Source organism: Peribacillus frigoritolerans (genome assembly GCF_001636405.1).
Taxonomy (GTDB): Bacteria; Bacillota; Bacilli; order Bacillales; family DSM-1321; genus Peribacillus; species Peribacillus frigoritolerans.
On the sequence record NZ_KV440950.1, the window covers coordinates 3,917,505 to 3,932,117 of the forward strand.

The 14,613-nt window shown below is 39.7% G+C and carries 14 protein-coding genes; 2 read left to right on the forward strand and 12 right to left on the reverse strand.

Features of this window, described 5'->3' with window-relative positions; all coding sequences use genetic code 11:
* Position 1: 1 nt before the first annotated feature.
* The 8 genes from miaA to A6755_RS18515 all read right to left on the reverse strand — a co-directional run bounded on the left by miaA (position 2) and on the right by A6755_RS18515 (position 8,824).
* Positions 2–922, reverse strand: coding sequence for a tRNA (adenosine(37)-N6)-dimethylallyltransferase MiaA (miaA, locus tag A6755_RS18480; RefSeq protein WP_063592605.1), 921 nt, complete (start codon positions 920–922; stop codon positions 2–4).
* A 257-nt stretch (positions 923–1,179) separates the two neighbouring features.
* Positions 1,180–2,502: a sensor histidine kinase gene (locus A6755_RS18485; RefSeq protein ID WP_063591630.1), complete on the reverse strand. Its 1,323-nt coding sequence runs from the start codon at positions 2,500–2,502 to the stop codon at positions 1,180–1,182.
* Positions 2,503–3,049: 547 nt separating this feature from the next.
* Positions 3,050–4,987: an FtsX-like permease family protein gene (locus A6755_RS18490; RefSeq protein ID WP_063591631.1), complete on the reverse strand. Its 1,938-nt coding sequence runs from the start codon at positions 4,985–4,987 to the stop codon at positions 3,050–3,052.
* Positions 4,965–5,741, reverse strand: coding sequence for an ABC transporter ATP-binding protein (locus A6755_RS18495; protein ID WP_063591632.1), 777 nt, complete (start codon positions 5,739–5,741; stop codon positions 4,965–4,967). Before A6755_RS18495 ends, A6755_RS18490 begins: the two co-directional genes overlap by 23 nt.
* Positions 5,742–5,839: 98 nt before the next feature.
* Positions 5,840–6,901, reverse strand: a complete 1,062-nt coding sequence (locus tag A6755_RS18500; protein ID WP_084737963.1) for a sensor histidine kinase — start codon at positions 6,899–6,901, stop codon at positions 5,840–5,842.
* Complete coding sequence (locus A6755_RS18505) at positions 6,898–7,605, reverse strand: response regulator transcription factor (protein WP_034313447.1); 708 nt, start codon at positions 7,603–7,605, stop codon at positions 6,898–6,900. Before A6755_RS18505 ends, A6755_RS18500 begins: the two co-directional genes overlap by 4 nt.
* Positions 7,606–7,677: 72 nt before the next feature.
* Positions 7,678–8,133 (reverse strand): SMI1/KNR4 family protein, encoded by a 456-nt coding sequence (locus A6755_RS18510; RefSeq protein ID WP_052137464.1) that lies wholly within the window; start codon positions 8,131–8,133, stop codon positions 7,678–7,680.
* Positions 8,134–8,530: 397 nt separating this feature from the next.
* Complete coding sequence (locus A6755_RS18515; protein ID WP_134402162.1) at positions 8,531–8,824, reverse strand: hypothetical protein; 294 nt, start codon at positions 8,822–8,824, stop codon at positions 8,531–8,533.
* A gap of 291 nt (positions 8,825–9,115) precedes the next feature.
* Here A6755_RS18515 and A6755_RS18520 point away from each other — a divergent pair, with 291 nt between their 5' ends.
* Both A6755_RS18520 and A6755_RS18525 read left to right on the forward strand, forming a co-directional pair.
* Positions 9,116–9,553 carry a helical membrane plugin domain-containing protein gene (locus A6755_RS18520; RefSeq protein WP_048883030.1) on the forward strand — a complete coding sequence of 146 codons (438 nt, stop codon included), beginning with the start codon at positions 9,116–9,118 and terminating at the stop codon, positions 9,551–9,553.
* Between the two features lie 38 nt (positions 9,554–9,591).
* Entirely contained in the window at positions 9,592–10,773 is a 1,182-nt protein-coding gene (locus A6755_RS18525) for an NAD(P)/FAD-dependent oxidoreductase (protein WP_063575153.1), read from the forward strand.
* Between the two features lie 54 nt (positions 10,774–10,827).
* Here A6755_RS18525 and chbG read toward each other — a convergent pair whose 3' ends face one another.
* From chbG to A6755_RS18545, 4 genes are read right to left on the reverse strand one after another with little or no spacing between them, the layout of a single operon-like run.
* Positions 10,828–11,559 carry a chitin disaccharide deacetylase gene (gene chbG / locus A6755_RS18530; protein WP_063591634.1) on the reverse strand — a complete coding sequence of 244 codons (732 nt, stop codon included), beginning with the start codon at positions 11,557–11,559 and terminating at the stop codon, positions 10,828–10,830.
* Positions 11,556–12,899 (reverse strand): 6-phospho-beta-glucosidase, encoded by a 1,344-nt coding sequence (locus A6755_RS18535; RefSeq protein WP_034313459.1) that lies wholly within the window; start codon positions 12,897–12,899, stop codon positions 11,556–11,558. The genes chbG and A6755_RS18535 overlap by 4 nt, the downstream gene beginning before the upstream one ends.
* Positions 12,896–13,243 carry a PTS sugar transporter subunit IIA gene (locus A6755_RS18540; RefSeq protein WP_034313462.1) on the reverse strand — a complete coding sequence of 116 codons (348 nt, stop codon included), beginning with the start codon at positions 13,241–13,243 and terminating at the stop codon, positions 12,896–12,898. Before A6755_RS18540 ends, A6755_RS18535 begins: the two co-directional genes overlap by 4 nt.
* Before the next feature lie 17 nt (positions 13,244–13,260).
* Positions 13,261–14,610, reverse strand: a complete 1,350-nt coding sequence (locus tag A6755_RS18545; RefSeq protein ID WP_034313464.1) for a PTS sugar transporter subunit IIC — start codon at positions 14,608–14,610, stop codon at positions 13,261–13,263.
* Positions 14,611–14,613 lie beyond the last annotated feature (3 nt).

Here is a 14,613-nt window from a genome sequence, read left to right on the forward strand (position 1 = left end):
ATTAGTCCTCCTCTTTTCTCTCTAAATTTATGTATTCGCCTTCACCGAAAAGCTTTCCTGCTATAAATCCAGATATTTCATGTATTTTTTTTGGAAAACCCTCGAGATCGGTCATATCAAACCAAATTACATCCATTTTATTCCGGAACCAGGTCAATTGCCTTTTTGCGTATCGACGGGAGTTTTGCTTTAATGTCTCAACGGCTTCATCCAATGAAGCCCTTCCATCAAAATAATCATAGATTTCTTTATAGCCTATAGCCTGGATTGATTGGCAACCCCTCAAACCTTTTTCATGAAATGACTCCACCTCTTGAATCAGCCCATCTTCTACCATAACATCAACACGTTGATCGATGCGTTGATATAACTTTTCACGTTCCATTGTCAAGCCAATGATGCACGTATCATATTTGAATTCTGTAGGCTGTTCATTCAGCTGCTCACTCATCGTTTTACCAGTACAATGATAAATCTCAAGTGCCCTGATCACCCTTCTTACATTATTGGGATGAATCCGATTTGCGCTTTCCGGGTCAATGCTGCGTAATTGTTCAAAAACAGGATCGATTCCTGACTCCCTTACCTGTTTTTCAAGTCCCTCCCTATAAACAGGGTCGGATGGCGCCTCCGAAAATTGATAATCATAGATGACTGATTGTATGTATAATCCTGTTCCACCCACGATAATGGGAAGTTTACCTCTGCTTTGGATATCCTCGATACAAGCATTGGCTCGCTCCTGGAACTCTGCCGCACTAAATGGTTCATCAGGTTCTTTAATATCAAGTAAATAATGAGGGATTCCTTCTGTTTCTTCCCTCTTGATTTTTGCAGTACCAATATCCATCCCCTTATAAACCTGCATGGAGTCTCCGCTAATAATTTCACCATTAAATAACTTTGCCATCTCAATGCTCATCTTTGTCTTCCCAACAGCAGTCGGTCCAATGATAACGAGAAGTTTTCCTTTTTGTTGTTTCACAATCTCACTGCCTTAAATGATTTTTTCCCTATCTTATCATAATCTCGTTGAGAGCAGCTAAACATCTACCCATTATGTCCAATTGAGGCACTTTTATTCAATTTTTCACCTGCAATAATCATCATCTTTATATAAAAAGGTATGATCCCTTTCAGGGTCATACCTTCTTATCAAATGTGTTTCCTTTGGATCATTTAGCCCATTTTTCCATTTACGGGAATGATCATCGTAACGGTCGTTTCTTTTTCAGAGGATTGTACATGAATCTCTCCATCATATCTGTTCACTAAGTCTTTGACGATGAACAATCCTTGTCCGCGAACTTTGCCCTTTTGTGCCTTTTTGGTTGAAAAACCGCTGGCGAATATATTCTCCAGATCTAATTCCGAAATCATTGGTCCGGTGTTCGTGACCATAAACGAATACTTTTCATCATCAGCTTTGCAGGCAATATCCATTCGGCGTTCTTGCTCTGGCAATTCAATTGTTGCCTCAATAGCATTGTCGATAACATTTGATAATAATTTTATCAAATCAATTGTTTTGATCCGATTGAAGGATTTGGGTGAAACATCAATTTCGATATCGATATTATAATTCTGGGCCGAGAGCCTTTTTGTCTCCAACAGGACCGATAAGCCCGGATGAATCACATCCAATTTCATCGATTCAATTGAATGGACTTCTTTTGAAAGCCCTGTTAAGTATTCGAGTGCTTTTGCGTTCTCCTCTAATTTAAGCAGTCCATGTATCACCTGAATATGATTGGAAAAATCATGCCTTAATGAGCGGACTGAAGCAAATAGAGATTGAAATTCCGATTGATACGTATCTTCCGTATCCCCCACTTCACGTGTCAGTTCCTTTTGATACCATTTTTGAATGACAAAAAAGGTAACCAGCAGCATGATGACAAATCCACCATTATAAACAAGAATGGCAATGCTGCTTTTCAATACCTTGCCGTTAATGGCATTAATATCTTCCGCGCTCACATCAATGCCCAAAAAACCAATAATGTCACCATCTTGATTTTTCATTGGTACTCCCACAGTCAAATACTCACCATATTCCGGATCTTCTAGAATCCCGGTAATGAAGCTTTTGCCTTCATATCCCTGTTTGACCTGCTCCGGCGGAACTGTACATGCACCACCGATAGGAAAATCCCCTTTATGATCTTTAGAAAACCCAGTAATCATGCACTTGGATACTGTGGGATTATCAATCATGATGGTATAAACATATAATGCTCCTATTTTTTCACGGGCATCCTCTAAGTAAGCTTTTATATCCGAATAATCTTGGCTCTTTACTTGGTTATTGAGAAATCGCTGATAAGCCTCCATATCCATCGAGTCGGCTATAGATCTGGCAGCTACCAAGTTTTGATTGGCAACGGATTTTTGCACAGAATTTTTAATGCTTAAATATGTTGAAAACATATTTAGAAGAATGAAAACAATCAATAAAAGTATGGTCAAATAAAGAAGTGCCCTTAACTTTTTATTTTTCATAGGATTAAACTTACCTCATCTCTAGCAGCTAAAAGTTAACGAACCTATTCTGAGTTTACTATATTAAGGGATAAAGAAATATGGAAAAATCTAATATTCTCTATAACCCCAGGCATATAATACTATAATAAATCAAGTAATTGACAGATCACCCACTATTTTTTTGATCATATGACCTTTTATGTTTTAGTATAAACCGCGTCTACTATTAATCATTTCCAATAAATCATTTTATCTCGATAAAGTAATTATTTTAGTATAATTATGTATGTGAAAATGATAAAAATAAATGATGCGGGGTTCGATATTCTCGCTTCAAATAAATAATTTTACCCTTTATATGAAAATATTACAAGATTGTAAAGGATTAACCTGTAAAATCACACCATATTCCATATATTTGTGCAAAATAGCGGATCACTCCTCTTTCAATAGTTCATATTAACTAATTTATCATCAATAAAAATGCCGTTTCAATGAGAGGACTCCTGAATAAAAAAAATGGAATCTGGGACTGAACCCCAGATTCCAATACATATGATAGCTTTTATTTAATAGAATTGATGACTGCCCGCTCATACATCTTTTTAGTTACTTGATAGTATAGCAGTTGAAAAAGAAAATACGTTGCGATGACCATGGCCGAGTAGACAAACAAATTCGATTCCAATAAATTGCTTAGTGCCACGTAGGCGACTATTGCATGAATCACCCCTATCAGAAACGGAGCGAAAAAGAGGATGCGTATTTCGGCGCTTAAAATTTGCCGTATTTCTTTTTTTGTCAACCCCAATCGATGAAGGGCATGGATTTGAATTTTTTTATCTTTTAAATTCGTAAAAACTCGCAGATACATCATGCTCCCTTGGACGATAAAGAATAATAGACTGACAAACAAGCCGATAAAAAGAATCAATATGCTTCCCTGTTTCATTTCTTGATAAATCGGAGCTCTTGTTTGCAATTGATTATGGTCAGGATTATTAGACATTTTTTCGATTTTAGCAGCTGTTTCCATTGATTCTTCCCAGTCTTTAATTTCATACCCTCGTACTCTTACCTTCTCTTTTAAAGGCACATCAGCTGTGATTTCATGATACAGCTGATCATCGACCACCATCAGGGTCGTTGCTGCTTTTATGGGTGCCACTATCGATTGATTGCGCTGACCAATCATTGTTACCTGAATGGTTCGATTGCCAAAGTGCAGCTCCTTTTGTTCTCCCTTATGGACGAATTGATAGTCCAGTCCCCCATAAGGAAAAATATATAACGCTTCTTTTCCAGATAACTTTGCTGGTTCAATTTTTCGCAATGCAGCCGCATTGTTATAATCACTTTCCGAGATTAATAATGACCTATTTTCATTGGGTTCTCCCGTTCTCATATGGGGTAACATGTGGGTGATGGGCACTCCAGTCATATTTACTTCGTAAAGGATCTTGAATCCATCTTCCTTTAAAGTATTCTCCACTGCAGATGGTTCAATAACTGAATAAATGGAAGCGTCTTGTTCAACCCAGCCAATTGATTGCGGAATGTTATCCATCCCTTGCTTTTTTAAATCTGCACTGAACATGAAAAGTGTTCCAGCAGCTGTCAAAATCACGGCTGTAATGATCGAGGTTAAAAAGAATAACCTGGAATAGTCCTTAATATTGAATATCAGGTTTGTTTGAGTAATTAAATTCGTTCCGCCATATAAGCTTTTCTTCTTCCGGTAAAGCCTGCTGCATAGAGCGACAATGCTTTGGCTGAATAAAAAATAGGTGCCGATCAGTACGAAGAATACTATGGGCAATACTCTATAAGAATTGTTCAACGACATCGTACCTGCCAAATAATAAGAAATGCTTAAGCAAACTGCTGATAGTGCAATTAACCACTTTGAAACGAAGGGAGTCTTTTTGGGTTTTTGTTTATCTTTGAGTAAATCGACTACCTCCGCATTTCCTATGTGGAACAATGAAAGGAGCGATAATAGCTGAAATAGTAAAACGAAACCAACAATTGTATAAACAAAGGCCTCAGGAACAAAGACAAATGATATTGGTTGCTCTACAGCCAATAACCAAGATATTGCCATTAAGAATAACTTTGAGAACAAAAACCCTAAGCCAACTCCAATCAGGATAGATATGAGGGAAACCATCGTTTGCTCCAGGTAAATCAGTTTTCTAAGTTGGGATTTGGACATTCCAAGCAGTGTCAGCAGCCCAAACTCTTTTTTTCGCGGCTGTATAAATGCTGCATTCGAATAAGCGATAAAAAAAACTGAAAATATGATGATCACTATTTCAGCTGCAATGAGTCCCTTACTAATTAACTGTCCCCCTGGAATATTCGCATGGACCACATCAGGATGAAAGATAAACGATGCGTAAATAAAAAAGATTGAGACGGAAAGGACAATACTAAAAAAATAAGCAAGATAACGTTGTGCATTTCCTTGAATATTTCTCTTAGCGAGAAGTCGGATGTTCATGATAGACTCCTCCCAAAACGCTTAACGTATCTAAAATCCTTTGATGGAAGCTCTGCCTTTCCCCTCCGCTGTGAACCTCCGAAAAGAACCTGCCATCCTTTATGAATAGAATCCGGTCACAGAAGCTGGCGGCAGTCGGGTCATGAGTGACCATGAGGATGGTTGCTCCCTTTTTCTCCTGAAGTGTCGTGAGGGTATCCATTACCTGCTTGGCAGATTTGGAATCCAAATTACCAGTAGGTTCATCCGCTAAAATAATGGAAGGTTCATGAATCATCGCTCTTGCACAAGCCGTTCGTTGCTGCTGACCTCCAGAAATTTCAAAAGTCCTTTTTTCTAAAATCCCTTCTATACCAAGAAGGCTTGCCAACTGACTTACCCTATATTCCATTACCTGCAGTTTATAATGATCTAACGCTAGAGGAAGGAGGATATTTTCGCGAACGGTAAGTGTATCAAGAAGGTTGAAGTCTTGAAAAACAAATCCAATTTCCCTTCTGCGAAACAATGCCAGATCCTGATTGTTTAATTCATTAGGATTTTGATCATTTAGAATGACTTTACCTGTGGTGGGCTTATCAATCGTGGCCATTAAGTTAAGCAGGGTGGTTTTCCCGCTGCCGGATGGACCCATCACTCCGACAAATTCCCCTTTCTGTACATTCATGGTGAAATTATGTAACGCCTTATGAAATAAATTCCCCTGTTTTTGAAAATAAGTTTTGGATAGTTGTTCTGCTTTTAAAATCGACATCCGAAAATACCTCCCTTTCTTACCGTAAGTATAATGAATAAAGCGGGAGGCTCCCATCGAAGTTTATTACATAATCGTTTAGCACCCTTACAATTCTGTCACCTTTCATGTAAGATATTTGTCTTAAAGAGAAACTCCACAGTAGTCCCTTCGGATACAGTCGATTGGATGGTAACGACATGCCCAAGTCTATTAACGATTTCCTTCACAAGATATAGTCCCATTCCGGTTGACTCTTGTTTGACTCGCCCGTTCTCACCAGTAAAGAATGGATCAAACACCCGTTTTACATCATGTGGGACAATTCCAATTCCCTGATCTGTTATCCTAAGGAAAATCTCCGACTCTTTTTCAATGATATTGAACGTTATGCTGTCATGCTCTTCCTGCCTTGAATACTTCAGTGCATTAAAGACCACCTGACTAACGGCGAAGTGCAGCCACTTTCGATCCGAATGTACATATACATTCTCAAGCTCCGTTTCAAGCCTGGGATATATGAACCGTTTGATGAACTGTTTTTTTTCCTCGTTAATTACTTGCTTGACTAGATTAATTAAGTCAACCCGCTCCGATTTTACATCCTCCGAAAAACGCTGCAGCCTTGCCCCATGCAATATAATTTCCAGCCCTCTGCGAAATCGATCATTTTCTTCTTCTATCTCTTTAAGATAATCCTTCATCGGCTCATTCGAAAATGTCCTTTTGCCTTCTTGAATCAGTAAGGAAATGACTGAAACAGGTGTCTTCATTTGATGAACCCATTGATGAATCAACAGCTCATATTGCTCCTTCTGTTTGATTTGTTCTTGTAATTGCCCAATGGTTACCTTGTTCATTTGTTGAAAAAGCTCCATCCACAACTTTTGTTCATTTGTCAAAGGTTCTCTAAAGGCTTCGACATATTCAAACGACAAGCTCGGTTCTTGCGTCATCCTTGCTAATTGATTAAGGAAGCGGTATTGCCTTATGTAATCGGCCGCTAAAAATATAAGCATCATAAACAACGCGAGAATAATTAAATAGATGATATTTGAAATCGATATGTGATTCACCGCTTCCAGAACGGCTAATGCATAAGCAATAATAAGCAGGCTTACCAATAGAACAGTATAAAATATAAAATAAAGACGGTCTTTAATAAAGGATTTCAGCTTCACTTTTCTTCACCTTGCACTATTTTTAGTCGATATCCTTTTCCCCTGCTAGTTGTTATGGCATGCTTGATGCCAATATCCTCAAGTTTTCTTCGTACCCTTGTGACATTGACGGTCAATGTATTGTCATCAACAAATGAATCATCATTCCACAATGCTTCAAGTAACTCTTCACGAGAGACGATTGTGTCATACTGTCGTAGTAAACAACTCAATAATTTCAACTCATTTTGAGTTAACGTTACCTGATTGTCTTGATATTCGATCATCGCTTTTTCCGTATAAAGCGTTAATCCCTCCATTTCCTTTACTTGCTGGTGGAATGAAGATATATCCGCATATTCACCATACACCCTACGTAGGACACTCTTTATTTTCGCTAATACCACTTCCAAATGAAATGGTTTTGTTAAATAGTCATCTCCCCCATATTCAATGGCCATGACTTGGTTCATTTCATCTGTCCTTGCCGAGATGAATATGACAGGAACCTTCGAAACCGTCCTTATTAGCCGGCACCAATGGAACCCATCATAATAGGGCAGATTAATATCCAATAAAACCAAATCTGGCTTTATATCCTGGAACTCCGCAAAAACTTGGTCCAGTTGCTTCACTTCAAAAACCCCATACCCATACCTTTTTAAATAATTGACCAAAATTCCAGCTATTTTGAGATCGTCTTCAACCAATAATATTTTATACATTTTTATCTCCTCATTAACATGACAATAAAAAACCTTGAATGGCATGAGCCAATCAAGGGGATTACAATAAAATTAGATTTCCTCCGGGACTTTCAATCCCTCAATGAAGGATTGAAAACTCGATGCAACTTTATAAATGTTTTCATCCTGGCTTGATGGATCCGAATACCAACCTTGATCCCAGAAGTAAACTCCCTTTTCTTCTTCATTATTTATCAGCAAAATTTTACCTGCACATGTATCATTACCTATTATAATGCAATTCTTATGTAAGTCTTCTCTGTTTTCTTCATGCCATTTCTGTAAATCCAGTTCTTTATCTAGAAGCTCTAATCCATAAAGTGCATGTAAGCATACAAGTGTGTCTAATCCATCTACATAAAACTTACAGTTTTGAACCGTAGTTGTGCCGCCATTATGCTTAAGGAGAAATTGTTTATAATCTTCAGGAATTTCAAAACCCACAAATTCCTGAAAATTATTCACTGCTTCTTCTCTCGCTTTCCCATATCCAGTAATACTCACCATTGTATCGACTCCATTTCATTTTATTGTAGTAAAATCAATTGAACTAATTGCTGTTTAGAAATACCTTTTCTTAATGGAGATCCTTTAAATATAAATTATTCATTATTACTTTAGAAAATAATACTTTTTTTAAATATATTAACATAATTTTACTATCCTTTTCAGTATTTTCTGATATATTTTTTGACAATTTCGTTGCTTTTCACTAATAAAATAGCTTTTTTTAATCGAAGTTTTGTCGAAAAATCGACAAATCGTATACTTTCGCAGATAATTCAGAAGTTTCCGATGATATATCTCCATTTTCGAAGATATATTCCCGGTTCGCAAATAAAATATTATTCTATAAAAAAGGCGCCAACTTCATCTTCAAGATTGGGCGCCTTTTCTCTATTTATCAAACAATTTTATAGTCTTCATACGTAATTAATAACCTGCTCATAGAAACTGTCTCAGCACGAAGCTTATTCTTATCACGACAATAAGCAATGATGGAACTATTAGGAACTTTAGCTGTACAATTCCATTTACTATATTTTTCATTATACCTAGACGATATTTCGATAATCTCACCACGTACCTTTAACATCCTGCGTTCTACCAAGGGCATCAACTCCAATTCCGATAATAGTATGTACCCTAAATCAGATAAAATATTCTCGAATCCCATTCCGTCAAAGATTATGGACATTATAGCAAAACAAAAAGGTGTCTGCTATAGATTTATTATTATAGGAAATGACAAGGTAGAATGCCTCTAATCCCCATTTTATATAAGGTATTATAACCAGAATAATCTTAATACTCTTTTGGAATATTAAGATAAATCAAAAAAACCACCAAATAACTCTTAATTATTACGATAAAATTATATTCGTATCACAAAAGAAATATTTGAAATTAAGAGATTAGAGTCGTATGATTAGTAGTATCGGCGGAAAAAACATAAATCAAAATAATTAAGTTTAAAGGGGAATTAGATATGGTAGATGTAATCTCAAAACCTGAACATGAAACACTTAATATTTCTGCAAACCAAGAGCAATTGGATATCTTAGATCAGCTTTTAAAGCCTGAGGTTCAGGAATCATTGAACACTTTAGTCGAGCAGTTACCAAAACTGACTGAGTTAGTGAATATTTTAACAAAGTCTTATGATTTCGCTCAATCAGTTGCGACTGATGATGTGTTGAAAAATGATACGGTCAGCGCCATTTCGGAGATCGCGACACCTGTAGTCCATTCAGTGAAAGGGCTTGCGGCGAATGCCATCGAAGCTAAGGATCGTGCAGAAGCGAATAATGATGTGATCGGTCTTTTTGGTCTGTTAAAAATGATGAAAGATCCGCAAGCACAAAAGCTTTTCCGTTTCGCCCAAGCTTTTCTTGAAGTCTCTTCAGAACGTAAAAACCAAAAATAATTTGATAACTTTCAATCAGTAAGGACGGGGGATTAACTATGTCAAAACAAATCGTCATCTTAGGTGCAGGTTATGCAGGATTACTATCTGCCTTATCCGTACGTGAATATTACAAAAAGGATGAAGTGCAGGTTACAGTGGTGAATCAATTTCCAACGCACCAAATCATCACCGAATTGCACCGTCTTGCAGGCGGATCCATTTCTGAACAAGCCGTTTCCATTCCTTTGGAAAAGCTTTTCAAAGGAAAAGATATCGACCTTGTCATTTCCAAAGTGGAGTCATTCTCGGTCGATAATAAAGAAGTGAAACTTGCCAATGGTTCCACATTATCTTATGATGCTCTGGTTGTTGCTTTGGGAAGCCAAACAGGATTCTTCGGCATTCCGGGACTTGAGGAAAACAGCATGGTCTTGAAATCCGTTAATGATGCTAACAAGATTTACAAACATATCGAAGATCGCATCCGCGAATATTCTCAAACGAATAATGAAGCGGACGCAACCATCGTGATCGGCGGCGGCGGATTGACGGGCGTTGAGTTAATCGGTGAAATCGTGGATCATTTCCCTAAAATCGCCAAAAAGTTCGGAGTGGACTTCAAGGACTTGAAAATCAAGCTTGTGGAAGCTGGTCCAAAAATCCTTCCGGTACTGCCTGACCACTTAATCGAACGTGCCATGACAAGCTTGGAAGCACGCGGCGTTGAATTCCTGACAGGTCTGCCTGTAACGGGTGTTAAAGGAAATCAAATCGAATTGAAAGACGGACAAACGATAACGGCCAATACGCTTGTTTGGACAGGCGGAGTTGCGGCTCTTCCTATCGTAGGCGAATCAGGCCTTGAAGTGGATCGCGGAAAAGCAACCGTCAATGAGTATTTGCAATCCAAATCCCATAAAGACGTATTCGTTGTCGGCGACAGTGCAGTTGCGTTCCCTCCTGAAGGCGGCCGTCCATACGCTCCTACTGCACAAAATGCTTGGCAAATGGGTGAGCTCGTTGGATACAACCTATATGCAGCATTTGAAGGCAAGAAACTTGAAGAATTCTCACCTGTAAACTCAGGTACACTTGCGAGCCTTGGCCGTAAGGATGCAGTGGCAACCGTCGGGGCCAATAACACGTCCCTTAAAGGCCTTCCGGCTACATTGATGAAAGAAGCAAGTAATGTTCGTTACCTATCACACATCAAAGCCCTATTCAGCCTGGCTTATTAATTTTAACAATAAAAGAGGACCATTCATCTTTTGATGAATGGTCCTCTTTTGAAATCAAATCTTTACTTGGTTGATGCTGAATCTAAGGGAAAATCCCTCAGGTAATTTTGCCTTTGTCAAAATCCTGGTTTCTTTCAAGCGTTTATCATTATAAGAGGAAACCTCCATCAATTCTTCATCCATATAAGCAGGATGGGTCATTATCTCCACACTCGCCCCATCCATTACTCTCCCTTTCAAGTTTTGAAAGTAATCTTCAACCACCATTTCTCCATAAAAATCATCCAGGAAAACATCTGTAACGGTTTGAATCCCTGCAAGGTGGCTTCCGGCATTACGGACTGGCAATCCATATTTATCTGACAGCTTTTTAATAACCGGTAGAAATGGTTTGATCCCGTGTACATGATGGTGGCTATCGAAATGAGTCGGGAATAGGCCAAATTCCAAAAATCTTTCGATTTGTGCTGACCACTCCCTCTCCAATTCGCTCAAGGAAATGCCGGCAGGATCCCCATATACCGTACCTTGCTTCTTAAAGAAACCAGATTCGTCAACCAAACTCGGAACATCACTCAACAAAGGTTTACCCCATGTCAGGACTAAGTGAATGCCTACCTTCAACGATGGTGTTTTCTTGGCGATTTCAATCGCATGCTCCGTTGCTTTCGCATTCATCATGATCGTTGCCGAATTGACAATTCCATATTTGTGGCTATCCAAAATCCCATAATTCACCGCTTTAGTTAACCCGAAATCATCTGCATTTACAAGGACTTCAATCATGATAAATTATCCTGCAACTCCTTTTTTTCAAAAAACTGCGGCAAATAATCTTTATGTGCCTCCAGCATTTCGTCCAAGATAAGTTTTGCAACCCGGTCGCTTGGAACGAGTGGATTGATCGTCATGGCAAGCAAAGCAGTATCATAGTCCCCCGAAATTGCAGCTTCGATGGCTACCCTTTCAAAGGATTTGATTTGCTGAATTAATCCGCGGACAGCGACAGGAAGCTCTCCTACATTGATTGGTTTAGGACCATCCTTAGTTATCACGCAACTGGTTTCAATCGCCGATCCGTATGGGATGCCTTCAATCGCACCATGGTTGACCGTATTCACCGCTTGAATATCTCGCTTATCCGTATGCATCGAGCAAATCAACCGCACAGCCGCATCACTGTAGTACGCACCTCCGCGCTCTTCAAGCTGCGGCGGCTTGATAGCCAGATCTTGGTCTTTGTATAGTTCGAATAAGCCTGCTTCAAGTCTTTGAACGACCTCTGCACGTGTTTCCCCTTTTTCCGCATCCTTCAATTCTTGGGCCAGCACATCACCCGTTTTATAATAGTAGTTGTGGTAAGGGCATGGAAACAGGTTCAACGCTCTAAGAAATTCCGGCTCCCAGCCCATTGCATGGATATTCTTCATCGTGACGGCTTTAGCTGGATCCGTAATCAAATGGATGATTTGATCTTTGACACTCTCGCCATCAACGAATACATCCAAGCCGTAAACCATATGGTTCAAGCCGGCAAAGTCGATCCGGACCCTTGATGGCTCTACATCCATCAAATCCGCAACACCCCGTTCCATCCCAATCGGTACATTGCAGAGTCCGATGATTTTGGAAATATTACTGTGACGCAGAACTGCTTCCGTTACCATTCCTGCAGGATTCGTGAAGTTAATCAGCCATGCTTCCGGACATAATTCCTCCATCTCATGAGCAATATCCAGAATGACGGGAATCGTTCTAAAGGCCTTGAAAAGCCCGCCTGGTCCATTCGTCTCCTGCCCGATCACTCCGTGTTTCAATGGAATCTTTTCATCAAGAGCCCTGGCTGCGAGTTGCCCCACCCGAAGCTGGGTCGTTACATAATCAGCGCCTTTAAGCGCTTTCTTTCTATCCAGCGTGAGATGGACTTCAATATTCACACCAGCCTTTTCGATCATTCGTTTTGCCAAATTTCCGACAATTTCAAGCTTTTCCTTTCCCGCTTCGATGTCCACGAGCCAAATTTCACTCACAGGAAGTTCTTCATGATATTTGATGAAACCTTCGATCAGTTCAGGCGTATAGCTCGAACCTCCGCCAATCGTGACGATCTTCAACCCCTTGCTCATTCAGCAGTCCTCTCCTTCACAGCATCTGCATGTAAGAATTCTTCGCGTAGATCGATCATTTCAATTGCAAGATCCTTCATGGTCATCGCTGTCATTAAATGATCTTGTGCATGCACCAGGATAATGGGAAGATCAAAAGAGTCCCCGCCTGCCTCAGCATGGATTAATTGGGTTTGGTATTTATGGGCTTGCAGTAATTCCGTTTCCGCCTCGGCGATTTTCACGCGGGCAGAATCAAAATCCTTCTTCTTTGCCTCCTGCAACGCTTCCATTGCAAAGCTTCTCGCATTCCCGCTATATAAAATCAATTGAAAGGATAGCTGGTATAATTCTTCTTTTTCCATTTTTCATCACTACTTTCTTAAAGGCTTAGCGTTTCTGAATCTTTTGTAAGCTTTGTTTCATTTTTGGTGTCTATCTTCACTTGAGCATAAACGAATGGTAAATAGATAGCTGTTGAAATGACTAGATTGATTGCAGCCAAAACCGCTCCAGATACATGTCCGCCTGTGGCAAGGAATCCACCGACAATCGGCGGGGTAACCCATGGAATCTTAGCGACGATCGGGAAAACCATTCCGCTGCTTACCGCGATATAAGAGATCACCGTTGTAATTACCGGGCCGAGAACAAATGGGATGAACCACATTGGATTCAGAACGATAGGCAATCCGAAAAGAATGGGTTCGTTAATCTGGAACACTCCTGGTGCCCCTCCGAGTGCAATCATCTGTTTATACCGTTTCCGGCCGGCAATGATCATTGCAATGATGAGGCCCAGTGTTGCACCAGATCCGCCTAAATAAACAAATGCATCCAGGAAAGAACCCGCCAATACCCCGTATTGGTCCATGTCTTTGACGCCTTTTGCATATAAATCGATATTTTTCACTCCTGAACTTTCAAAAAGCGGTGTCGTTATCCCACCAAGGATATTGGGTCCATGCAAACCGATCATCCATAATAAATGAACAAGAAATACTAGTAAAATAGCGAATGGCAATGAATCTACTGCACTTTGTAATGGAGATACGATCACTTTACTCAACCAGTCATTCAATACCTGCCCATCCGTAGCTTTACGGAACAGCAGTCCGAATATACCAGCGATAAAGATCGTTGCCATACCCGGCACTAACTTTGCAAATGAACGGGCAACCGCAGGAGGAACCCCATCAGGAAGCTTGATGACTAAATACTTCACTCGGGAAAGTCTCACAAATATTTCAGTGGCTATCAAGGCAACGACAATTCCTGTAAAGAGGGCTGTAGCATTAAAATAGTTTACGCTTACAAAACCCCAAGCCCCGCCAGTAACATCCTTATCATCGATGGTTAAAGTTACATTTCCGATTTGAGGCAATAGTAAGAAGAAACAGGCTGCGGATACCAGCATCGCTTCAAAACCATCGTCACCGTATGATCGTGCCAATTTATAAGAAATGCCGAATACAGCGAATACCGTCATGAATGCAAAGGTTCCAAACCAAATATCACCGCCGAGCGTATTCCATGCTGGACCGAAGATGGCCTCCATCATTCTTCCGTATGGCTTGATGACTTGCCCTAGATTATTAAACAGGACGGCGAATGACCCGATCATTGTAATCGCTATCATTCCAATCAATGCGTCACGAATTGCAAGCAAATGCCGGTTATTTCCTACCTTTACCGCCCCAGGCATAATATACTTATCAATAAAAGTCATCATATC